Below are 24,779 nucleotides of genomic sequence, written 5' to 3'. Positions count from 1 at the left end.
CTCATCACCTCTCTAATTTGGAAAATGCACGATTAAATGTCGATCATCTTCTTTTTCCGTTATACTTTGACAAAGGTACTTTACAATGTCTTTTTTAATAGCATCTGTCATCAGTTCAAATGATTCTAATGCGACTTTGTGATACTCGAAAATGGGATTACGCTTACCATTTTGTCTGGTGTTCACACTATTCTTTAACCTTTGTAAATGGTCAACTTGTTTAATCCAATTACTGTCTATCGCTTTTAATATCGCTTTTTGCACAAAGTACGTGTAAAAATAGTCATCTAGATGCTGTCTTTGATATGCTAATTGCTGTTTAAATAATTTGAGAAGATATTGAGTTACCGCGTTAATATCTCTCAGATCTACACCTTCTAGTTGTCCCTTATATTGAAAACTTAAATTTTTATAAATATAGTCCACCCATTCAGAAACAGTGAAATGTGTGTGTTCAAATGCTTCTTCAAAAACTTCTAACGCAAGTTGCTCTAACTGGATCTCTTCCAAGCTTTTAAATTGCAACACACGATTACGCTCTTTATAAACCAGTTCTCTTTGGACACTAATACTTTTTTCATGTTCATTCGAAGTTTCTCTTACTTTGATGCCCTGTTCTTCAGAAAGTCGCTGAGCACGTTTGACAATTTTTCTTACATGCTTTTGGAAAAGACGACTGTTTTGTAACGTATGGGTATCGAATTTTTCTAGTCGCTTTATCCGTGATATCTGATGATCCGACCACCTTTTGACGAGGTAGTCTTCTAAAGAAATATAAATTTGTGTTGTCCCTGGATCACCTTGTCGTCCTGAACGTCCCCGTAACTGACGGTCAATACGACTATTCTCCATATGTTCACTGATAATGACTGCCAACCCGCCTAGCTCAGGAACACCTTCAGCTAATTTGATATCCGTTCCACGACCTGCCATACTTGTTGCTACCGTTACAGCACGCAACTGTCCCGCTTCAGCAATCATTTGCGCTTCTTTCGCAACGTTTTGTGCAATGAGTAGATTATTAGGAATATCGAGTGCAAACAATGCTGCTGAAAAATACTCAGCACTTTCTGCAGTACGGGTAATCAGTAGTACAGGGCGTTGCTCTGTATAAAGCGTTTTCACCCGTTCAATAATCGCTTGGTGTTTATCTTCAATATTTTTAAATACGCGATCAGGATAGTCAATGCGTTGTATCGGGCGATGAGTCGGAATTTGAATGACAACTTTTGAATATAAATCTAAAAACTCTTTTTCACCAAGGTGACTTGTGGCTGACATTCCCGCAAACACATTAAATTGCTTGAACAAGTTTTGAAAAGTAATCGTAGCCATGACACTCATATCCATAGACATTTCTACATTTTCTTTCGCTTCAATAGCTTGATGTAAACCTGATTGTAATTTAGTGCCGTGCATCATTCGCCCGTTAATTCGATCTATCAGTACGACTTCTCCTTGATAAACAAAATAGTCCATATTATTTTCGAATAAAAACTGTGCACGTAAACATAGATTAATGTTACGAACTAAGTCAAAATAAGGCGCATCATAAATATTGTCCACGCCAAAATAAGCGTTTGCTGCTTCAATGCCATCAGCTGTTAACCAAATCTCTTTTTTTGTTTTTTTCATCTTAAAATGACGTTTGTTTTCGAGTGTTTGAACAAATGTATTGACTACCTGAAACAAGTTAGATTGCACACGTGGTGCACCTGAAATGACGAGCGGGGTTTGAGCGGAGTCTAAAATAATTGAATCCACCTCATCAATGATGCCATAGTTCAATGTAGGCAAGAACTTACCTTCACGAGATTCTGCTAAATTATCGATTAAATAATCAAACCCCAAACGCCCTCCTGTTGTATAAATAATGTCATGTTGATAAATGGCTTGTTTTTCACCTTTCTCATATTCATAATCAGGAATATCCACAAACCCTAAAGCAATAGTAAGTCCCAACCATTCGAAAAGGGGCTTCATCTCCATGTAATCCCTTTTTGCTAAATAATCATTTGTCGTGATTAAATACGCCCCTTTACCAGTGAGTGCATTTAAATATAATGGCATCGTCGCAGTCAATGTTTTACCTTCACCGGTTTGCATCTCTGCAATATTTCCTTCGTGTAATACAATTGCCCCAAGCACTTGAACATCTTTAGGAAACATACCTAAGACACGTCGACTCGCTTCACGTACAAGTGCATAAGCTTCAGGTAAAATGGCTTCAAGTGTCGTCTCTTTTTGTAATAATTGACGCTTAAATGCTGCTGTTTTTTGTTGCAACACATCATCTGGTAGCGTTTGAAATGATTTTTCATATTGCTGAATATGTTTTAAAATACGCTTTAAACGTCTCAACCGCATCTTGTTAATTGTTTTATGCAGTGACTGACTCATTCAATCTGACCTCCATTCAACCTTTGTACATTGAGTCCTCGTAATTGATGACTCTTATTCAATACAGCATCTAACCACTGACACGACTGAGTAACCGTTTCATTGCCCTGATAGATGACTATTGTGCTGTCTTTTGCATCATGGATATTTGGCGCGTTTTCTTGAGCATTATCTGTATCAGAAGTCACAAAAATCGTTGCTTTGAGATGGTTACCAATCAGTTTCGCCATCTTATTTGAACGTTTATCATAACCAACTAACTGACAGCGATAGCCCTTTGTTTTTTCTTTGATCATTTCAACTAAATGCGTGATTTCATATGTTGATGCTTTAACATCCCACCCTGTCACAAGCATACAATTTTGGATCCCCTTGATTAATTCAGAGTCCAAACCTTCTTTTGGTGCAAAAATCAATGTAGTCCTAGCCACATTGACATTTGGATTTTGCATACTGCTGATTCTAACCCCATCTTTTCGATGTATTTCAAGCCGAGCTTCTTTAATAGTAATTTGACGGAACAACAATTGTGTTGATGCAGCATTTATCATTTGTATGACATATGAAAACGTATCTTCAGGGACCGTCACATCTGCCTCATGTGTTTTAATAATTTGAAAGCCACATGTGGTGCCATTACGTCTTTTAAAAATCACTTTGAAATAGATACTATTCTCAGGTTGTACATCGTAATCAAAATAAAAATGGTAGGTACAATTCTTTTTTAGGATAGGTAAGTCTGGAACATTCACGTCTGTTTGAAAATCTGTCATCATTTTCCATTCATGAATGACAATCCCAGAAGGCATTAAAGCATTTTCAAATAAGGCGCCTGTCGAGGACCATTTCAATTTTGTACCGTACATAAATGTGTCTTTCGTGACATGAGTCCACCGAATATTAAATGGATGTTTATCGCTCATCTCTCACTCTCCCAAACTGGCTTTCCATAATCATAAAATAAAAGTGACTGAACCAACTTGTAATCGTAGGGGTATCATCATTATGACGCCCTGGCGTACTTCGACTCATCACGCGCGCACCTTGACGAGATAAAGCTGACAAAAGATTTTGGAATGCATACAAATCGTAATCATCATGTTCCATATAAGAAATCGCAAAGAGTGTCTGGTCGATTTGATTTTGATTCAGTGTGGTCCAAAATTTTTGATTCAGTCGTTCAATGGCTTCATCATCTAAGCCTCTTTCATTTGTCAACAAAATATCAAGCGCGGTACCGAAATCTTCTGGTCGCATTAACCTCATATTTTCAGCTATCCCTCCTATATTGACGAGGGGTTTTCCCACTACAATGGCGGCTGGATTGAGTTGTGCACCATAATAGAGTGCACCAAAAGAACCCATTGAGAGTCCAGACATGATCATTTCATCTTCTTTAAAACCTAACCACTCTAATGTGTCTTGGATGACCTTTTTAATTTGATTCTCAAAGGCATCGTTTCCTAAATAAAATCCACCACCCTCCAATCTCAAATCACTAATCAGTAAAAATGGCGCCTTAAATTTCTCCATCATATAGTAACCTTCAAACCCTTCAGCAGTACGGTAACCACTAAAGTAAACATTTAATGGCGGCTTTAAATCACCTGGATGGAAAAAATGGATGAATTCTCCTCTATCTTCACTACTCCACCTTTGTCCACCTAAGATAAACTGCCCATGTTCCATACGAGACCATCTCTTGTGAATATTACCTACTTTGAGCGTACCTTCCCCTTTTGCTTTTGCAGTCACAAAGATATAGGCATCTTTGTCCATGCTCGGGATGGCAAAAGGCTCTATCAAACGCTCGCCTTCCAACACAAATTCGCGAATTAAGTTGTCCATATTAAGATTTTCATATAAGCGTAATGTATAAGACACTTCGACATGGGGTGATGATGTGTACTCGAGCCATATTTCATTGACTTTGTATCTGTCGTAATAAAGATACATGTTCCAACTCAGAATCGGCGTGTACGTCTCACCAAAATTTCCTTTTAGCACAAGTTGATGCCTTCCCTCATAATACGTCTCTCCTTTAAAAAGTGGATTGACTTTACAATGAATAGGGTGAATCCGATCCCCATATTGTTTACTAAAAGCAAGTGCCATTAATCGTTTGATACAATCTTCTTCTGAATCATAAGAAAAACAACGAATAAAGCGTGTACGAACAACCTCTTCTGCTTCAAAAAAACTATTCCAAAATCGTTGGTCGACATAAGTGTTGTAGGGTTGACTGACTAATCTGAATGCTTGCATTAACATCTCTGAATAAGGGACCTGAACAAAAACAAAATCAAATTGTTCTTCTTCTTCTACTAACTTTTTTAATTCTTCCAAATCTGATAATGAATCAAGTGGCATAGAGGTCCAACTCACTTCATCTCTGTCTTTAAAATGTGAAGCATAATTCTCCCCACCAATTTGTAACATTTTATAACGTTGCTTCATGTGTTTCACCTTCTAACCAATCGTCCAACATTTTCAAAATTTCATTCGATTCATATGCCTTAGCAAGCTTCATTGCGTACGCATAGGCGTGATTCCAATGTTTTAAGTAGTCTAAAAAATAAGCAATCCCCTCAGTTAAGTCAGCATCATTTGAAATCACATAGCCATTCCTACCGTGTTTGACATAATCTGTTTCCATACGGGAGATTTGTGGTAATCCTGCACCAAGACAACAAATCTGTAAAAATAAATCCGGCTCTTCATTCAAATCTATGACTAGTCTTAATGTCGAAACAGCCTCAGCAACATCGATCTCAAATGGTACAGATTTCAATGAAGCATAAACGATACTGTCACGCTTTCCTTTTTGCGGAAATTCTTGCAACACCTTTGATTCAGTCTGCCGCTCTTTAAAAAAGTTTTGTATTCGATTCACTTCTGCTTGTATCCATTCAGGGACCTGATATTCTTCTCGTCGTGTAAGAAAAACCACACGTGTTTGAGGACGACATTCCAGTTCATTGATGAGGTAATTCACAATTGTTACCAATCTTCCTTGGTCTATACCATCAATCCATACTCCTATTAGACTTTCATGTAATTGGTTGCTGACATTCGGAGTGATACGTACATCAAAAGGTGTAATACGAAGCCTTTTCTGGGTCTCCGAGGATAAAATACCGCAATCCGCTATACGTCGCTCATTTTCCATTGTGTCTATTAAACAATATGGACCTTCTTTGATAGACGCCATACCTTCATCAGATAGTGCATTTTCTCTTTGTTGGTAGACTGAAAAGCATAGTCGTTGCGTTGAAAAATGACGTGAAATGATTGGGTTATGTCGGACATCTGATGCTGTAATAATGACATCTTTACTGCTTATTTTGGTTTTGTAATGGTTTATATATTCATCAATAAGCGCTGGCATATTGTCGTAATAGGCATATTTAAAACGATGAGCATAATCCGGATGAATAGTAACACCACCTAATAACAAGTCTTCTTTCATAATCCAGTCGCCATTCGCTGTCATGTAGTAATGCTCCGCGAATTGACCATGAGCATCACATGATAAAAAGCTTGAAAGAAAGCCACGATCGTCAAAGATACAACGATTTTTTTGAACACCCTTTTCAAAAGTTTCAATCCACAAAAGATACCCTTCTTGGCTGAATTGGATTTCTGAATACATATGTGGCCCTGTAAGTGCTCTAATTAAAAATAGTGAATGTACAAATTCTGTACCATTCGGCCAATTAAATTGACGATAATCTATAGGACGCGGTGTTTGATGCGTAAATCCTTGAATTTCATCAAATAATGACCAGTATGTCGCTTCAAATAGTTCCTGCCGATGTAAAAACAAGCGTAAATTTGGTGAATAATTAAGCACCATCATTTCAAATGGAGCTTTATTTTTTAAATGAATGTTCATCAGACTAATTAATTCATCAAACTCATTCACTTTTAACGTTCTATGAAAAGGAAGGGCTTGACTCCTCCACCAATCATCAGTTGTGTACCAAGCAGGTATAAAATGTTTCATAAAATGCTCCTTACCAATATTGATTTAAGAAGGCACCGTATTTATCGAAATATAAATAGGTCCTCATCGTTTCAGTAATATTCATTGCCAAATACACCATAATCATCAGTTGCACAGCAAAATAAATATATTCTGACAAGTCTGGAACCAGCAATGAAATGTACAAAGGCACGCCAATAATAGCTGTAACAATGGTAGTTCCGAACCAACAAAGACGCTTAGCTAAATGATTTAAATAATTTCCTGTATCTGCACCCGGCCTAATTCCAATAAAGTAATTACCATTTTTTAAAAAGTCCTTGGTATTTTGTTTGGTGTTTACGATTAAGCGTGATAACAAATAACCTAAGACGGTTTGAAGAATAAGGTAAATCGTAACACCCATATAATGCCCAAAAGACAACCATTGTAAATGAGGTGTTTTCCCAGTAACCATATTAAAAATAAGATTAATCGTACTCGTTAAAAGCAAAAATACAGATAAACTAATCATGATTGAAATACTTCCACCAGGGTTGATTTTCCATGCTAAATAAGTCGGTTGCCCTGGAGTTGGCATTTCAATAATGTCTCGATAGTGAATGCGATACTCAATCAATTCAGTCAAAAGTAATATAAATAATGCGACAATTATTAATATCACCATTACTACTAGCATCAAAATCTCAATAGATACAATTGGCAAACTTTGCGTAAACATTGATTTAATCACGCTCAACAACACAATAGGCATCGGCCCCGCAATTCCATAGCGCATATTCTGATCTGCAAGCCACATCATTAACATGGCACCTGTAACGAGGATAAGTAGAAGTAATAACTCAGTGAATCTCTCAGCATCTGTATGTCGAACGAATTGATTAATAACAAAATAACCTTGTATGATGCTTAAGCCTAGCGTTAAAAACTTTTCTTTATAATGTTTTTCTGCTCGTGTTTGATGCATGGCTTTTTCCATATTTTTATAAGTTATCAAACTGATGATAATCATAGCTGTCAACCACGGTCCTAATCCCAATGAAAATACATTTAATTGATGTATATCTCCACCCATATTAGAAACAGCTAACTTGTAAAAAGCGCTATCGTGTTGACGCATGGCGTTTTCATCAACAATGGTTATTTTACTGCCTAATATGTATATCAATAATATAAGTATTGTGAATGCTATTCTTTTGTAAAAAATCTTGTATTCATATTGATTTATAATTTTTGTGATTCTGTTATTTTTCACTTTAACCCTCTTTTTTCAAACATGGTGTCAAAGAGGCTAACTATCTCTTTGACAAATCATGTTATATAAACATGAAGCTAGCCTCTTTAACCATGCTTAAACTATTTATTATTCATGTGATGATGTTTCTTCATCTTTTTGTTTTCTTGATTTTTTGAGTAAACCAAGGCCTGTAAGTAAAGCACCTACTCCACCCAATAAACCAGTTTGTGTCGTTGATTGACCTGTGTCAGGTAATTTTTCAACTTTATTTGTAGCGTGCTGTTCATCTTTAGAAACTACTTTTTGAACTGTCGCTGAATCGCTTGATGACGAACTTGAAGTAATTTCTGATGGCGTTGATGCCGATGTTGAAAGAGAACTACTCATAGAAGAGCTTACCGAGTTAGGTTCACTTGTTGATGCACTTACTGAAATAGAGTCACTCACTGACACACTGTTTGACACTGATACGCTCATTGAAGCACTTGTTGATGCGCTCACTGACATTGATACACTGATCGATGCTGACTCGCTTGCTTCTGTACTTACAGCTTCGCTTGTTGATGTCGACGCTGACGTACTTGCTGACGTTGACGCACTTGCTGATGTACTCATTGATCCGTGTACTGACTTCACAACTGATTCAAATTCTGATGGCGTACCATTGTTCGACGCTTTGTCTTTCAATGAATCTACTGTGGATACGAATGTGCTTGCACCTTCTCTTGTTGTGCTACCGTTCGATGCTTCACTGCTTAATGAGTTCACTGCTGATACAAACTCGCTTGCTTCTGTACTTACAGCTTCACTTGTCGATGTCGATGCCGACGTACTTTCTGATGCTGACACACTTGCTGATGTACTCATTGATCCGTGTACTGACTTCACAACTGATTCAAATTCTGATGCTGTACCATTGTTTGATGCTTTGTCTTTCAATGAATCTACTGTGGATACAAATGTGCTTGCACCTTCTCTTGTTGTGCTGCCGTTCGATGCTTCACTGCTTAATGAGTTCACTGCTGATACAAACTCGCTTGCTTCTGTACTTACAGCTTCACTTGTTGATGTCGACGCTGACGTACTTGCTGACGTTGACGCACTTGCTGATGTACTCATTGATCCGTGTACTGACTTCACAACTGATTCAAATTCTGATGGCGTACCATTATTCGATGCTTTGTCTTTCAACGAATCTACTGTGGATACGAATGTGCTTGCACCTTCTCTTGTTGTGCTACCGTTCGATGCTTCACTGCTTAATGAGTTCACTGCTGATACAAACTCACTTGCTTCTGTACTTACAGCTTCACTTGTCGATGTCGATGCCGACGTACTTTCTGATGCTGACACACTTGCTGATGTACTCATTGATCCGTGTACTGACTTCACAACTGACGCGAACTCTGATGGTGTACCATTATTCGATGCTTTACCTTTCAACGAATCTACTGTGGATACAAACGTGCTTGCACCTTCTCTTGTTGTGCTGCCATTCGATGCTTCACTGCTTAATGAGCTCACTGCTGATACAAATTCACTTGCTTCTGTACTTACAGCTTCGCTTGTTGATCTCGACGCTGACGTACTTGCCGACGTTGACGCACTTGCTGATACACTCATTGATCCGTGTACTGACTTCACAACTGACGCGAACTCTGATGGTGTATCATTGTTCGACGCTTTATCTTTCAATGAATCTACTGTGGATACAAATGTGCTTGCACCTTCTCTTGTTGTGCTACCGTTCGATGCTTCACTGCTTAATGAGTTCACTGCTGATACAAACTCACTTGCTTCTGTACTTACAGCTTCACTTGTTGATGTCGACGCTGACGTACTTGCCGACGTTGACGCACTTGCTGATGTACTCATTGATCCGTGTACTGACTTCACAACTGATTCAAATTCTGATGGCGTACCATTATTCGATGCTTTGTCTTTCAACGAATCTACTGTGGATACAAATGTACTTGCATCTTCTCTTGTTGTGCTTCCGTTAGAAGTTACTTGACTCAACGAGTCTACTGCTGATACAAATTCGCTTGCTTCTGTACTTACAGCTTCACTTGTCGATGTTGATGCTGACGCTGACGTACTTGCTGATACACTCATTGATCCGTGTACTGATTTCACAACTGATTCAAATTCTGATGCTGTATCATTGTTCGATGCTTTATCTTTCAATGAATCTACTGTGGATACGAATGTGCTTGCACCTTCTCTTGTTGTGCTGCCGTTCGATGCTTCACTGCTTAATGAGTTCACTGCTGATACAAACTCGCTTGCTTCTGTGCTTACAGCTTCACTTGTTGATGTCGATGCTGATGTTGACGCACTTGCTGATACACTCATTGATCCGTGTACTGACTTCACAACTGATTCAAATTCTGATGCTGTACCATTGTTTGATGCTTTATCTTTCAGTGAATCTACCGTTGATACAAACGTGCTTGCACCTTCTCTTGTTGTGCTGCCATTCGATGCTTCACTGCTTAATGAGCTCACTGCTGATACAAATTCACTTGCTTCTGTGCTTACAGCTTCGCTTGTCGATGTCGATGCTGATGTACTTTCTGATGCTGACACACTCACTGATGCGTGTGTTGATTTCACTGCTGACGCAAACTCTGATGGTGTACCATTATTTGATGCTTTGTCTTTCAACGAATCTACTGTGGATACAAATGTACTCGCATCTTCTTTCGTTGTGCTTCCGTTAGAAGTTGCTTGACTCAACGAGTCTACTGCTGATACAAATTCGCTTGCTTCTGTGCTTACTGCATCACTTGTTGATGTCGATGCTGATGTTGACGCACTTGCTGATACACTCATTGATCCGTGTACTGACTTCACAACTGATTCAAATTCTGATGGTGTACCATTGTTTGATGCTTTATCTTTCAGTGAATCTACCGTTGATACAAACGTGCTTGCACCTTCTCTTGTTGTGCTACCATTCGATGCTTCACTGCTTAATGAGTTCACTGCTGATACAAACTCGCTTGCTTCTGTGCTTACTGCATCACTTGTTGATGTTGATGCCGACGTTGACGCACTTGCTGATACACTCATTGATCCGTGTACTGACTTCACAACTGATTCAAATTCTGATGGTGTACCATTGTTTGATGCTTTATCTTTCAGTGAATCTACCGTTGATACAAACGTGCTTGCACCTTCTCTTGTTGTGCTACCATTCGATGCTTCACTGCTTAATGAGTTCACTGCTGATACAAATTCACTTGCTTCTGTGCTTACTGCATCACTTGTTGATGTTGATGCCGACGTTGACGCACTTGCTGATGTACTCATTGATCCGTGTACTGACTTCACAACTGATTCAAATTCTGATGGCGTACCATTGTTCGACGCTTTATCTTTCAGTGAATCTACCGTTGATACAAACGTGCTTGCACCTTCTCTTGTTGTGCTTCCGTTAGAAGTTACTTGACTCAACGAGTCTACTGCTGATACAAATTCGCTCGCTTCTGTACTTACAGCTTCGCTTGTTGATGTCGATGCTGATGTACTTTCTGATGCTGACACACTCACTGATGCGTGTGTTGATTTCACTGCTGACGCAAACTCTGATGGTGTACCATTATTTGATGCTTTGTCTTTCAACGAATCTACTGTGGATACAAATGTGCTTGCATCTTCTTTCGTTGTGCTTCCGTTAGAAGTTACTTGACTCAATGAGTCTACTGTTGATACAAATTCGCTTGCTTCTGTACTTACAGCTTCACTTGTTGATGTCGATGCACTCACAGACTCTGACTCAGAAATAGTTTTTGACAGACTCGTAGATTTTGAAGTCGATGCACTTTGTGATTTCTCATGACTCATTGAAAGTGATTGTGAATCTGATACAGAAGCAGAGTCACTCAATGATGCTTCCTCAACTTTTGAAGTTGATGTACTTTGAGAAGCTTCTGTTGATTGATGAGTAGATGCTGATTGACTGTTCAAGATACTTGTTGATAAAGAATCTTTTACAGACGTACTTTCAGATGTACTCACTGAAGCTGATGTGCTTGCTTCACTTTCTGATTCACTTAATGAAACAGATAATGAGTTCGAAATACTATCAGATTTTGCGATACTTGTTGATTCTGATTCACTCGCTGATTGACTATATGCAATAGATTCGCTTTCCGAAATTGACGTCGAGTTACTGTCTGACACCGAATGTTGTTCAGATGTCTCTTGACTAATAGACACTGAGTTACTATCAGAGTCACTTTCTGAATGCGATATTGATTCCGATAAGGACTGTGATGTCTTATCTGATACACTTAAAGATTGCGATATGCTTACTGAACCTTCAGATTGCATTACTGATAATGAATCGCTCGTTGATTGTGCTTCACTCATTTGTACCGAACGTTTAGACGATGTGTAACCTGAACGATTTGCGCTAATTGAGATTGATTCAGATGTCGACGTTGATGCCGAGTCGCTTTCTGACTTCACTTTAGACGTTGATGTCGACTCACTCACTGATACACGCGTTGATTGTTCTTTACTAGTCGATATTGACAACGATTCATATGTTGATATGCTTGTTGACTTCGATTCACTCGCAATGACTTTAGATTTCGAGTTAGAGATAGATGTCGATGCTGATGCACGCTTCGAAGCATTTGTACTTGTATTCACTGAAGCTTTTTCCGATGCATGTGTTGATTTCAATGCACTTGCTGATTGTGATTGATACACCGACAGAGATGCTGATGCACTTTCTGAATCTTCAACACTTGTTGATGCTGAATCGCTTAATGACTCATTTTCTTCTAATAATTGACTTGCTGAAGCACTTTCTGAATGATTTCTCGGTTTTCCATGAGTTGCTTCAGATACGCTGAGTGACGTTGAAATAGATTCTGACGTACTTGCTGATGCTTTACTACTTGTGCTTGCTGATTGGCTTACCGAAGCATTAGACTCACTTAATAGCTGTGATTCAGAGGCTTCAGATTTTGCAACGCTCATAGATGCACTACGCGATGCTTTTGCACTCTCTACAAAAGACTCTTGCATAGATGAGATATTTGATTCTTCGTTACTTACTGATACTGACTCTGATTGAGACTCAGATTTGCTTGTTGAAGCCGATGCACTCATTTCTTGAGATAATTCAACCGATGCTGTCGATTCAGATTGAGAATGACTGTTGGCATGCTCTTCGCTTGTCGAAGTAGACATACTACTTGATGCCTTAGTACTGATCGATGCGGAATCACTCATAGAATACAGCATAGAGTCTTCATCACTGATTGACGTCGAAATCGATATAGATGTTGAATCACTTTCTGACTGATCAATAAGTGACATACTTTGAGATACTGACTCTGACAATGATCGACGCATTGAAGCGCTTGTTGATTTTGAATCTCTTGACACTCGTGAGTTGCTCGCTGATTCAGATACCGATTGTGATTGACTATCTACTTTTGATTGAGACGTAGATATCGATTCAGATACCTTAGCAGCACTTTCTGATTTCATAGCCGATACTGACGCACTTGTTGAAATGCGTTGTGATTGTGATGTTTGCTCTGATTGTGATAATTCTGCTGATTGTTGTTGTGATAGTGAATGACTACCTGATTGTAATGTTGATGTGTGCTCGGAAACGCTAATTGATTCAGAGTCTATTAACGCACTATCTGATTCTGATAATGACGTTGACACTGATGCCGAAGCACGACTTGAATCTCCACTACTTAATGATGCAGAAGTGCTTTCTGATACATGCTTATCATGTAACGCGCTTGCTGAAAGTGATGATGATTTCGAAGTTGACGCGGACGTACTACTAGAAACTTCGCCACTAATTGATGCTGAATCACTTAATGATGCATTTTCAGAAGCAAATTGACTTACTGATCCGGATGTATCTCTATCGTTAGATGCACTTAAATCATTTTCAGAATGTGTGACAGTTGTCACTTCGCTTACAGAAGTACTTGCTGATGTACTAAGTGAAGCTGAGCTACTTAACGACGCATTAGTTGAATTTGAGCCACTTGTTGATGTAGACTCAGAATTTTCAATCGATTTGGATGTTGAAGCAGATAAACTACTTGATTGACTCGCACTGATTGAAAGTGATGCAACATTTGCTAATTCTGTCGATCTCTTCGCTGTACTATCTTTATCCACACTTGTTGATTGGCTCAATGAAACCGACGTACTATCCGATACTAATGTCGATGTTGACGCACTGTCTGATTCTCTTGTTGACGTGCTTGTCGACTTACTCAATGATGCGGAATCGCTATCTGATACTGATGTTGATTTTGACGCACTGTCTGATTCTCTTGTTGACGTACTTGTCGACTTGCTTAATGAAGCTGAATCGCTATCTGATACTGACGTTGATGTTGACGCACTGTCTGAATCACTCGTTGATGTACTTGTCGACTTACTTAATGACGCGGAATCACTATCTGATACTGACGTTGATGTCGATGCACTATCTGAGTCACTTGTCGATGTACTTGTCGACTTGCTTAATGACGCGGAATCACTATCTGATACTGACGTTGATGTCGATGCACTATCTGAGTCACTTGTTGACGTGCTTGTCGATTTACTTAATGATGCGGAATCGCTATCTGATACAGATGTTGATGTCGATGCACTGTCCGATTCACTCGTTGACGTACTTGTCGACTTGCTTAATGAAGCTGAATCGCTATCTGATGCTGACGTTGACGTCGATGCGCTATCTGAATCACTTGTTGACGTGCTTGACGATTTGCTTAGTGATGCGGAATCACTATCTGATACAGATGTTGATGTCGATGCGCTATCTGAATCACTTGTTGACGTGCTTGTCGACTTACTCAATGAAGCTGAATCGCTATCTGACACTGATGTTGATGTCGATGCGCTATCTGAGTCACTCGTTAACGTACTTGTCGACTTGCTTAATGAAGCTGAATCGCTATCTGATACTGATGTTGATTTTGATGCGCTGTCTGAATCACTTGTCGATGTACTTGTTGATTTACTTAACGATGCGGACGTACTGTCTGATACCGACGTTGATGTCGATGCGCTATCTGAGTCACTTGTCGATGTACTTGTCGACTTGCTCAATGATGCTGACGCACTATCTGAATCACTTGTCGATGTACTTGTTGACTTACTCAATGAAGCTGAATCGCTATCTGACACTGATGTTGATGTCGATGCGCTATCTGAATCACTTGTCGATGTACTTGTTGATTTACTTAACGATGCGGACGTACTGTCTGATACCGATGTTGACGTGCTATCTGATACCGATGTTGATTTTGACGCGCTGTCTGAATCGCTTGTTGACGTACTTGTCGACTTGCTTAGTGATGTTGACGTACTGTCTGATACCGACGTTGATTTTGATGCACTGTCTGAATCACTTGTCGATGTACTTGTCGACTTGCTTAATGACGCGGAATCACTATCTGATACTGATGTTGATTTTGACGCGCTGTCTGAATCACTCGTTGACGTACTTGTCGACTTACTTAATGACGCGGAATCACTATCTGATACTGATGTTGATGCGCTATCTGAATCACTTGTCGATGTGCTTGTCGACTTACTCAATGATGCAGACGTACTGTCCGATACTGATGTCGATGTTGACGCACTATCTGAATCGCTTGTTGATGTACTTGTCGACTTACTTAATGATGTTGACGTACTGTCTGATACCGACGTTGATTTTGATGCACTGTCTGAATCGCTTGTTGACGTACTTGTCGACTTACTTAACGACGCGGATGTGCTATCTGATGCTGACGTTGACGTCGATGCACTATCCGAATCACTTGTTGATGTGCTTGTCGACTTGCTTAATGATACGGACGTACTATCTGATACCGACGTTGATTTTGACGCACTATCTGAATCGCTCGTTGACGTACTTGTCGACTTACTCAACGATGCGGAGTCGCTATCTGATACCGACGTTGATGTTGACGCACTATCTGAATCGCTTGTTGATGTACTTGTCGATTTGCTTAATGAAGCTGAATCGCTATCTGACACAGATGTTGATTTTGACGCACTGTCTGAGTCACTTGTTGACGTGCTTGTCGATTTACTCAATGATGCTGAATCGCTATCTGACACTGACGTTGATGTTGACGCGCTATCTGAATCGCTTGTTGACGTGCTTGTCGATTTACTCAATGATGCTGATGTACTATCTGAATCACTTGTCGATGTACTTGTCGACTTGCTTAATGATGCTGAATCGCTATCTGATACCGACGTTGATTTTGACGCACTATCTGAATCACTTGTTGACGTGCTTGCCGACTTACTTAACGACGCGGATGTGCTATCTGATGCTGACGTTGACGTCGATGCACTGTCTGAATCACTCGTTGATGTACTTATCGATTTACTTAGTGAAGTAGACGTACTGTCTGAATCGCTTGTCGATGTACTTGTTGACTTGCTTAATGATGTTGATGCGCTATCTGAGTCACTTGTTGACGTACTTGTTGATTTGCTTAATGAAGCTGAATCGCTATCTGACACAGATGTTGATTTTGACGCACTGTCTGAGTCACTTGTTGACGTACTTGTCGATTTACTCAACGATGCGGAGTCGCTATCTGATACTGATGTTGATGTTGACGCACTATCCGAATCACTTGTTGATGTACTTGTTGACTTACTTAATGATGTAGACGTACTGTCTGAATCGCTTGTCGATGTACTTGTTGACTTGCTTAATGATGTTGATGCGCTATCTGAGTCACTTGTTGACGTACTTGTTGATTTGCTTAATGAAGCTGAATCGCTATCTGACACAGATGTTGATTTTGACGCACTGTCTGAGTCACTTGTTGACGTACTTGTCGATTTACTCAACGATGCGGAGTCGCTATCTGATACTGATGTTGATTTTGACACGCTATCTGAATCGCTCGTTGACGTGCTTGTCGATTTACTCAACGAAGCTGAGTCACTATCTGACACTGATGTCGATTTTGATGCACTATCTGAGTCGCTTGTTGACGTGCTTGTCGACTTGCTTAATGAAACTGATGTGCTGTCTGATACCGATGTCGATGTTGACGCACTATCTGAGTCACTTGTCGATGTGCTTGTCGACTTGCTTAATGAAGCTGAATCGCTATCTGATACCGACGTTGATGTTGACGCGCTATCTGAGTCACTTGTTGACGTACTTGTCGACTTGCTTAATGATGCTGAGTCGCTATCTGATACTGATGTTGATTTTGACGCACTATCTGAGTCACTTGTCGATGTGCTTGTCGACTTGCTTAATGAAGCTGAATCGCTATCTGATACCGACGTTGATGTTGACGCGCTATCTGAGTCACTTGTTGACGTACTTGTCGACTTGCTTAGTGATGCTGATGTACTGTCTGAATCACTCGTTGATGTACTTGTCGACTTGCTTAATGAAGCTGAGTCGCTATCTGATACAGATGTTGATTTTGACGCACTATCTGAGTCGCTTGTTGACGTACTTGTTGACTTGCTTAATGATGCTGAGTCACTATCTGATACAGATGTTGATGTCGATGCGCTATCTGAGTCACTTGTCGATGTACTTGTCGACTTGCTTAATGAAACTGATGTGCTGTCTGATACCGATGTCGATGTTGACGCACTATCTGAGTCACTTGTCGATGTGCTTGTCGACTTGCTTAATGACGCGGATTCACTATCTGATACTGATGTTGATTTTGACGCACTATCCGAATCGCTCGTTGACGTACTTGTTGACTTGCTTAATGATGCTGAGTCGCTATCTGACACAGATGTTGATTTTGACGCACTGTCTGAGTCACTTGTTGACGTACTTGTCGATTTACTCAACGATGCGGAGTCGCTATCTGATACTGATGTTGATGTTGACGCACTATCTGAGTCACTTGTCGATGTGCTTGTCGACTTGCTTAATGAAACTGACGTGCTGTCTGATACCGATGTCGATGTTGACGCACTATCTGAATCGCTTGTTGACGTACTTGTCGACTTGCTTAGTGATGCGGACGTACTGTCTGAATCGCTTGTTGATGTACTAGTCGACTTACTCAATGAAGCTGAATCGCTATCTGATACTGATGTTGATTTTGATGCACTATCTGAATCACTTGTTGACGTGCTTGTCGATTTACTCAATGATGCGGACGTACTGTCTGATACTGACGTTGATTTTGACGCACTATCTGAATCACTTGTCGATGTACTTGTCGACTTACTCAATGAAGTAGACGTGCTGTCTGAGTCACTCGTTGACGTACTTGCCGACTTGCTTAATGATGCGGACGTGCTATCTGATACCGACGTTGATTTTGACGCACTGTCCGAATCACTCGTTGATGTGCTTGTCGATTTACTCAACGATGCGGAGTCGCTATCTGATACTGATGTTGATTTTGACGCACTGTCCGAATCACTCGTTGATGTGCTTGTCGATTTGCTTAATGAAGCTGAATCGCTATCTGACACAGATGTTGATTTTGACGCACTGTCTGAATCACTTGTTGACGTGCTTGTCGATTTACTCAACGATGCGGAGTCGCTATCTGATACTGATGTTGATGTCGATGCGCTATCTGAGTCGCTCGTTGATGTACTTGTTGACTTGCTCAATGATGCTGACGCGCTGTCTGAATCGCTTGTTGATGTACTAGTCGACTTACTCAATGAAGCTGAATCGCTATCTGATACAGATGTTGATTTTGACGCGCTATCTGAGTCACTTGTTGACGTACTTGTTGATTTACTCAATGATGCCGACTCACTTGCTGCTACTGACTGGCTTCTTGAAATCGATTGCGATTTTGCTACACTTGCTGATCGACTTAATGACGTCGATTTCTCTGCACTCACTGAGTTACTGAGCGATGTGCTCTTCGACTTACTTAGCGATGCCGACTCACTCGCTGCTACTGATTGGCTTCTTGAAATCGATTGCGATTTTGCCACACTTGCTGATCGACTTAATGACGTCGATTTCTCTGCACTCACTGAGTTACTGAGCGATGTGCTCTTCGACTTACTTAGCGATGCCGACTCACTCGCTGCTACTGACTGGCTTCTTGAAATCGATTGCGATTTTGCTACACTTGCTGATCGACTTAATGACGTCGATTTCTCTGCACTCACTGAGTTACTGAGCGATGTGCTCTTCGACTTACTTAACGATGCCGATTCGCTCGCTACTACTGATTGGCTTCTTGAAATCGATTGCGATTTTGCTACACTTGCTGATCGACTTAATGACGTCGATTTCTCTACACTCACTGAGTTGCTTAAAGATGTGCTCTTCGACTTGCTTAATGATGCCGATTCACTTGCTGCTACTGATTGACTTCTTGAAATCGATTGCGATTTCGCCACACTTGCTGATTGGCTCTGCGCAATCGACTTTTTAACTGATAATGACTTTGACTTTCTTACCGAAATAGCATGTGACCTTTTCGCCGAATTAGATTTTCTTACCGAAAGTGAATGTGACTTTCTTACTGAAGCCGCTTTTGACTTTTTAATCCAGTTAGACCTTTTCACCGAAAGCGAGTGTGATTTTGCTGCACTTTCAGAATTACTCATCGATATTGACTGCTTTTTAGACAATGATATTGATAGACTCTCTGATTCACTCGCTGCTACAGATTGGCTATTCGCAATCGACTGACTTCTTGAAATCGACTGTGATTCCGCTACACTTGCTGATCGGCTATGTGCAATCGACTGACTTCTTGAAATCGATTGCGATTTCGCCACACTTGCTGATCGGCTCTGCGCAATTGACTGACTTCTTGAAATCGACTGTGATTTTGCTACACTTGCTGATTGGCTCTGTGCAATTGACTGACTTCTTGAAATCGACTGTGATTTTGCCACACTTGCTGATTGGCTCTGCGCAATTGACTGACTTCTTGAAATCGATTGTGATTTCGCCACACTTGCTGATCGGCTGTGTGCGATCGACTGACTTCTTGAAATCGATTGTGATTTTGCCACACTTGCTGATCGGCTGTGTGCGATCGACTGACTTCTTGAGATGGATTGCGATTTTGCCACACTTGCTGATCGGCTGTGTGCGATCGACTGACTTCTTGAGATCGATTGTGATTTCGCCACAGATTGACTTCTCGAGATGGATTGCGATTTTGCTACACTTGCCGAATGACTTGCGGCTACAATAGATTCACTCTCAGATATGGACTGTGATCTTCTAATAGACTCCGATTGTATGAGCGATGTCGATCTCGATTCACTTGCTTTCACCTGAGAAATAGAGTGCGAAACTGAGGCTCTGCCTTCCTTAGTTTGAATATATTTGTAATATGGGTCATAGTCTCGAATCCATACATTTTCAAAGTAGTCAGTTTTGCCACCAACTCCGTCCTGTTGACCGACAGGATGGAATTCCCAATTAAATCTTCCAGAAGGGTTAACAATAGGAACTGTAATTTCTGCTGTGATTCCTTCTCCCTTCTCTCCATGTCTCGGTGCAAGTACAGCAGCTTGCCAGTAAAAACCATTTGTACGATCGCCTGAAACATATTTCGTTATAGGTGTGCCAACCCAGCTACCATAATTCGGTCTAGTTTCTCCTTGTATAACTGTTGGTTTGCCGAATGCCGACCCTAACTTTAATTGCCCGCGACCAGGACCTGCATCCCAAGTATTATGAATACCAAATCGTTTCTGTCCTGCCCACCTAGGTTTTTCAACATTAGACGTGTTTGGATCATCTTGACTCAATGTATAGCGGATCTTCATTTCTTTGCCATTACTTGTAACGACAACTTTGTAGAAAATATTATATTTAATTCTACCTCTACCTCTGAAGCTTCCTTGCCCTGTGTAGACTTTTGTCGTTGGTGTTGTTCTTGATCTTGGTACATAGTAAGCCGCTCTAAATCCTGTATAACCTGAGCTCAAATCTGCTGAACGCATCGTATGTTCTTCATGAAGTTTGATGTTTTGATTTTGAGATAACTTCGAAAGGTTTTTTGACAATTCCCCTTCTTTAGTTTCCTTCAATGATGTATTTGAAGTCGACGTTTGGCTCTCAATAGATAGGCTCGTAAGACTTTGTGCAGTGTGTGGTGTTGATTGCTCGTGGTTGGAAGAGCCATTTACCTCTTGACTTGTTGACTGATGACTATCTGATTGACTATCTTGAGTTTTAGTATGAGAATCTTTTGATGTTGATTCTGATTCCTCTACTGAAGTTGATATTGATTTGGAAGTTGACGTTGAAAGACTTGTTGACTCTGATGTTTGATGCTCAGATAATGAGATACTTTCAGAATCGTGTTTACTTTCACTTTCTGTTATTGGGTTCGTTGATTGATCTGACGATGTAGACTTTTCAATAACAATTGATGTTTGATCGCCAATAGTTTGACTTTTGGTTGCCAGTTCAGAAGTTATAGGTGCATCCGACGCCGCAAATGCTTGTTGGTCATGCAACATATTAACTGTGAACATTCCACCCGCAAAAGCAGTTGTTCTTAATGCATTTTTCTTCAACTGTTCCCCAAATTGTGTCGTTACTTCTCCATTTTCATCCTTTACAATGTCATGGCTTAAAAAAGATAAGCCTAATGCTTTTAATAACTGAAATTCTTTAATTCCAGCTTTAACCCAGTTTTTACCTGACTTGTAAAGTTTCACTCTTGCTTTTTCTTCACTTAAACTTTTCTTAAATTCCCTAAATTTTCTTGTCATTGCAAAACTCCCATATGATAAATTTCAAAAGATAAAAATTCCACCACTGCATTAATAGATAATAATACGATTCTAAGCGTTAGGCAACTTAATTTTAATCATTATAATGTTGGTTATATAACGAATTTCATTATTAGAATTTACTTATATTAAATTATGTTTTTATTTTGTTATTAGGATTTTTGCATTGATGTAAAAAATAGCAAAATCGAAAAGAAAAGATAGCTTAAATCAAGGGAGTTTTTTTTAAAAAGCATAAATAAAAGCACATGTAGCACTACCGTTAAGTTTTATATTTAACAAATTTAATATTTACGATAATATTTTTGTGATAACAAATAAACATAAAAATATTTATTCTTCAGATCACTAAGTCAGTGTCATTCCATATATAATGGGCATTTCATGAACTTTATACTGTTGAACAACAAGTGTAAGACGACACCTTTATGACATAAATAAAAGTGATGCATTGATTTGACTTTCACCTTCTTTAATATAAATTAAAAAACTCGTAATTTATTTATTAAAAATTATTGCTTCACCCCTTTAACACGGGTTATTATTATTATAGTAATGCGAAGTATGATTGTTCATTTTGTTTACAATCTTTACAAAGTGGTATCAGTTCTGTCACAATTCAAGCGCTTCATTTTTGTTAGTATAGAAAATGTACTATAATAGTTAAGAAGTGATGCAAGGGACTTGATTTCCTATCATATTCCGCAATATACAACAAACGAAAGGTGATTATGTATGCCAACTCAATCAGAACCTAAAGACATTGTCATTATTGGTGCCGGTGTGCTAAGTACGACTTTCGCTTCAATGATTAAAGATTTAGAACCAGAATGGAATCTTAAATTATATGAACGCCTAGACAGTCCAGGTGTAGAAAGTTCAAACGAGCGTCATAATGCTGGTACTGGCCATGCTGCACTTTGTGAATTGAACTATACAGTGAAACAACCTGATGGCTCAATTGACATCGAAAAAGCAAAAGAAATCAATGAAGAATTCGAAATCTCAAAACAATTTTGGAGTCATCTTGTTAAAAGTAAAAACATTGATACACCAAGAGATTTCATCAATCCTCTTCCACACATTAGCTTCGTACGCGGGAAGAATAACGTTCAATTCTTAAAAGATCGTTATAATAAAATGAAAGATTTCCCAATGTTCGACAATATTGAATATACAGAAGATATTGAAGTGATGAGAAAATGGATGCCGTTGATGATGCAAGGTCGTAGTGCTAGCGACATCATGGCTGCAAGTAAAATCGACGAAGGTACTGATGTTAACTTCGGTGAATTAACTCGTAAAATGGCTAAAAGTATCGAAGCACATAAAAATGCAGATGTACATTATAACCATGAAGTTAGAGACTTCAACCGTCGTAAAGATGGTAAATGGGAAGTTACAGTGGTCAACCGCAATACAGGTGAGTCACATGTACAACTTGCAGACTATATCTTCATCGGTGCTGGTGGCGGTGCGATTCCGTTGTTACAAAAAACAGGTATTCCTGAAAGTAAACATTTAGGTGGTTTCCCAATTACAGGACAATTCTTAATGTGTACAAACCCAGATGTTATCGAAGAACATGGTGTGAAAGTATACGGTAAAGAGCCACCTGGTACACCACCAATGACTGTACCTCACTTAGATACACGTTATATCAACGGCCGTAAAGCATTATTATTCGGACCTTTCGCAAGCATCGGTCCTAAATTCTTGAAAAATGGTTCGAACTTAGATTTATTCAAATCTGTAAAACCATACAATATTACTACTTTACTTGCCGCTGCGGTGAAAAACTTACCGTTAATTAAATACTCAATCGATCAAATCTTAATGACTAAAGAAGGTTGTATGAACCACTTACGTACATTCTACCCTGAAGCTAAAGATCAAGATTGGGAATTATATACTGCTGGTAAACGTGTACAAGTGATTAAAGATACTGAAGAATACGGTAAAGGTTACATCCAATTCGGTACAGAAGTAGTAAACTCACAAGACCATACTGTTATTGCTTTATTAGGTGAATCACCAGGGGCTTCTACATCAGTGTCTGTGGCACTTGAAGTATTAGAACGCAACTTTGCTGAATACGTACCTGAATGGACACCTAAATTACAAGAAATGATTCCTTCTTATGGTAAATCATTAATTGAAGATGTTGATTTAATGAGAAAAATACGTCAACAAACTTCAAAAGACTTAGAATTAAACTACTACGAGTAAAGGAGTTGCTATCATGAAAAAATTATTAGTCGTTGCAACTGTACTCACTGCAGCTTTCGTTGCTTTAAAACGTTATCAAGAACACGTCAACAAAGCACCTAATATTGAATATTAAAGCATGCAAAAAGCCCGACATCTCTATTATAGAGATATCGGGCTTTTTCAAAATATCTTGCCAAACTGGACTGATGCGCCATATGAACTGATGTCAGCGTCGTTATTCAACATCACTCAACATATATACTAAGAAGTAAACTGTCACACTTAACGATAGAAGCTTCAACAATAGAGTAGTAACAACGCTTTAACCGAAATAATGTCACTTTTAAAAACATACACTCCATTGCTTTCTCAGACATTCACGGTATTGTAAAACACGATTTTTAAATCATGGCCTTGTTCTTATTCACTTTTAATCATGTTGTTTCAATATAACTCACTATCAATGCTTTCACAGCACTTATTTACATACCGCTCACTCATAATGTGACCAAGCAGAAAAAATATAAACTTCTCTTTTTTCATCATCAACCGTATACACAACTCTATGTTGATGATTCAGACGCCTTGAATATCGAGCTGAATGCTTCGGTTGTAGCTTCTCAAAAGATTGACTAGCTTCATAAGGGTTAATCTTTAAAACTTCAATAATTTTTGAAAATTGCTCTTTAAGAAGTGGCTTTTTAATTTTTTTTAAGTCATTTTTGGCTGAATTCTTAATTAAAACAGAATAATTACCCATTACAAATTATCCCAATCTATATCGTCAATATTGGTATAACCACTATCATCTTTTTCACGTGCTCTTACTTTATCCATAGTACCAGTGTATTCGAGAAATAACGTTTCTTGAATACTATCCCAGTCTTCCTGACTAACAATAACTGCATTGTTTTCACTTTTAGAACCACTTATTATAATAGGCTCATGATTATCATTAACTTGTTTTAACAACTCGTAAAACTCTTTTCTAGCATTTGTAGGCGTTTTAATAATCATTAACATCACTTCCATTACTAGTATAGTTATATTATAACGTACGTTTTTACGTACGCAAATGATATGACTTTCTCAATTCTGATTAAAAATACAAACAACATATTGACCTATGTTTAAAGTATTTCATTTCAAGTTTACGTATGACTATTTCACAAATCATCAACCCTATTGTATGGA

General features: G+C 39.1%; 10 protein-coding genes. 2 read left to right on the top strand and 8 right to left on the bottom strand.

The window, feature by feature from the left end; translation table 11 throughout:
• Nucleotides 1–12 precede the first annotated feature (12 nt).
• The 6 genes from secA2 to P3U61_RS00775 all read right to left on the bottom strand — a co-directional run bounded on the left by secA2 (nt 13) and on the right by P3U61_RS00775 (nt 21,353).
• On the bottom strand, nt 13–2,400 hold the full coding sequence (secA2, locus tag P3U61_RS00800) for an accessory Sec system translocase SecA2 (RefSeq protein WP_015729739.1): 2,388 nt from the start codon (nt 2,398–2,400) through the stop codon (nt 13–15).
• A complete protein-coding gene (asp3, locus tag P3U61_RS00795) occupies nt 2,397–3,323 on the bottom strand; it encodes an accessory Sec system protein Asp3 (protein WP_096536584.1) in 927 nt (308 codons plus the stop codon). The genes secA2 and asp3 overlap by 4 nt, the downstream gene beginning before the upstream one ends.
• Entirely contained in the window at nt 3,313–4,857 is a 1,545-nt protein-coding gene (asp2, locus tag P3U61_RS00790) for an accessory Sec system protein Asp2 (protein WP_063284745.1), read from the bottom strand. The genes asp3 and asp2 overlap by 11 nt, the downstream gene beginning before the upstream one ends.
• On the bottom strand, nt 4,841–6,406 hold the full coding sequence (gene asp1 / locus P3U61_RS00785) for an accessory Sec system protein Asp1 (RefSeq protein WP_015729742.1): 1,566 nt from the start codon (nt 6,404–6,406) through the stop codon (nt 4,841–4,843). The genes asp2 and asp1 overlap by 17 nt, the downstream gene beginning before the upstream one ends.
• Nucleotides 6,407–6,416: 10 nt before the next feature.
• Nucleotides 6,417–7,625, bottom strand: coding sequence for an accessory Sec system protein translocase subunit SecY2 (gene secY2, locus P3U61_RS00780; RefSeq protein WP_037544107.1), 1,209 nt, complete (start codon nt 7,623–7,625; stop codon nt 6,417–6,419).
• A 123-nt stretch (nt 7,626–7,748) separates the two neighbouring features.
• Nucleotides 7,749–21,353 carry a KxYKxGKxW signal peptide domain-containing protein gene (locus tag P3U61_RS00775; protein WP_323695725.1) on the bottom strand — a complete coding sequence of 4,535 codons (13,605 nt, stop codon included), beginning with the start codon at nt 21,351–21,353 and terminating at the stop codon, nt 7,749–7,751.
• 756 nt (nt 21,354–22,109) lie between these two features.
• On the opposite strand from P3U61_RS00775, the gene lqo reads away from it, so the two are divergent.
• Nucleotides 22,110–23,603, top strand: coding sequence for an L-lactate dehydrogenase (quinone) (gene lqo / locus P3U61_RS00770; RefSeq protein ID WP_014612817.1), 1,494 nt, complete (start codon nt 22,110–22,112; stop codon nt 23,601–23,603).
• Nucleotides 23,604–23,616: 13 nt separating this feature from the next.
• Nucleotides 23,617–23,718, top strand: coding sequence for an SE2200 family small protein (locus P3U61_RS00765; protein WP_019169745.1), 102 nt, complete (start codon nt 23,617–23,619; stop codon nt 23,716–23,718).
• A 360-nt stretch (nt 23,719–24,078) separates the two neighbouring features.
• On the opposite strand, the gene P3U61_RS00760 is transcribed toward P3U61_RS00765, so the two are convergent.
• On the bottom strand, nt 24,079–24,345 hold the full coding sequence (locus P3U61_RS00760) for a Txe/YoeB family addiction module toxin (protein WP_063278654.1): 267 nt from the start codon (nt 24,343–24,345) through the stop codon (nt 24,079–24,081).
• Nucleotides 24,345–24,602, bottom strand: a complete 258-nt coding sequence (locus P3U61_RS00755; protein WP_014612814.1) for a type II toxin-antitoxin system Phd/YefM family antitoxin — start codon at nt 24,600–24,602, stop codon at nt 24,345–24,347. Before P3U61_RS00755 ends, P3U61_RS00760 begins: the two co-directional genes overlap by 1 nt.
• Between the last annotated feature and the right edge of the window lie 177 nt (nt 24,603–24,779).

This window comes from Staphylococcus pseudintermedius (assembly GCF_034042775.1).
Lineage (GTDB): Bacteria > Bacillota > Bacilli > Staphylococcales > Staphylococcaceae > Staphylococcus > Staphylococcus pseudintermedius.
This window is presented reverse-complemented; position numbering and strand designations above follow the sequence as displayed.

Excerpts from the sequence above, each read along its gene's own strand:
- P3U61_RS00755 (WP_014612814.1), bottom strand. The coding sequence starts at position 24,602 with ATGATTATTAAAACGCCTACAAATGCTAGAAAAGAGTTTTACGAGTTG.
- P3U61_RS00775 (WP_323695725.1), bottom strand. The coding sequence starts at position 21,353 with ATGACAAGAAAATTTAGGGAATTTAAGAAAAGTTTAAGTGAAGAAAAA.
- asp1 (WP_015729742.1), bottom strand. The coding sequence starts at position 6,406 with ATGAAACATTTTATACCTGCTTGGTACACAACTGATGATTGGTGGAGG.
- asp3 (WP_096536584.1), bottom strand. The coding sequence starts at position 3,323 with ATGAGCGATAAACATCCATTTAATATTCGGTGGACTCATGTCACGAAA.
- secA2 (WP_015729739.1), bottom strand. The coding sequence starts at position 2,400 with ATGAGTCAGTCACTGCATAAAACAATTAACAAGATGCGGTTGAGACGT.
- P3U61_RS00765 (WP_019169745.1), top strand. The coding sequence starts at position 23,617 with ATGAAAAAATTATTAGTCGTTGCAACTGTACTCACTGCAGCTTTCGTT.
- P3U61_RS00760 (WP_063278654.1), bottom strand. The coding sequence starts at position 24,345 with ATGGGTAATTATTCTGTTTTAATTAAGAATTCAGCCAAAAATGACTTA.
- asp2 (WP_063284745.1), bottom strand. The coding sequence starts at position 4,857 with ATGAAGCAACGTTATAAAATGTTACAAATTGGTGGGGAGAATTATGCT.
- lqo (WP_014612817.1), top strand. The coding sequence starts at position 22,110 with ATGCCAACTCAATCAGAACCTAAAGACATTGTCATTATTGGTGCCGGT.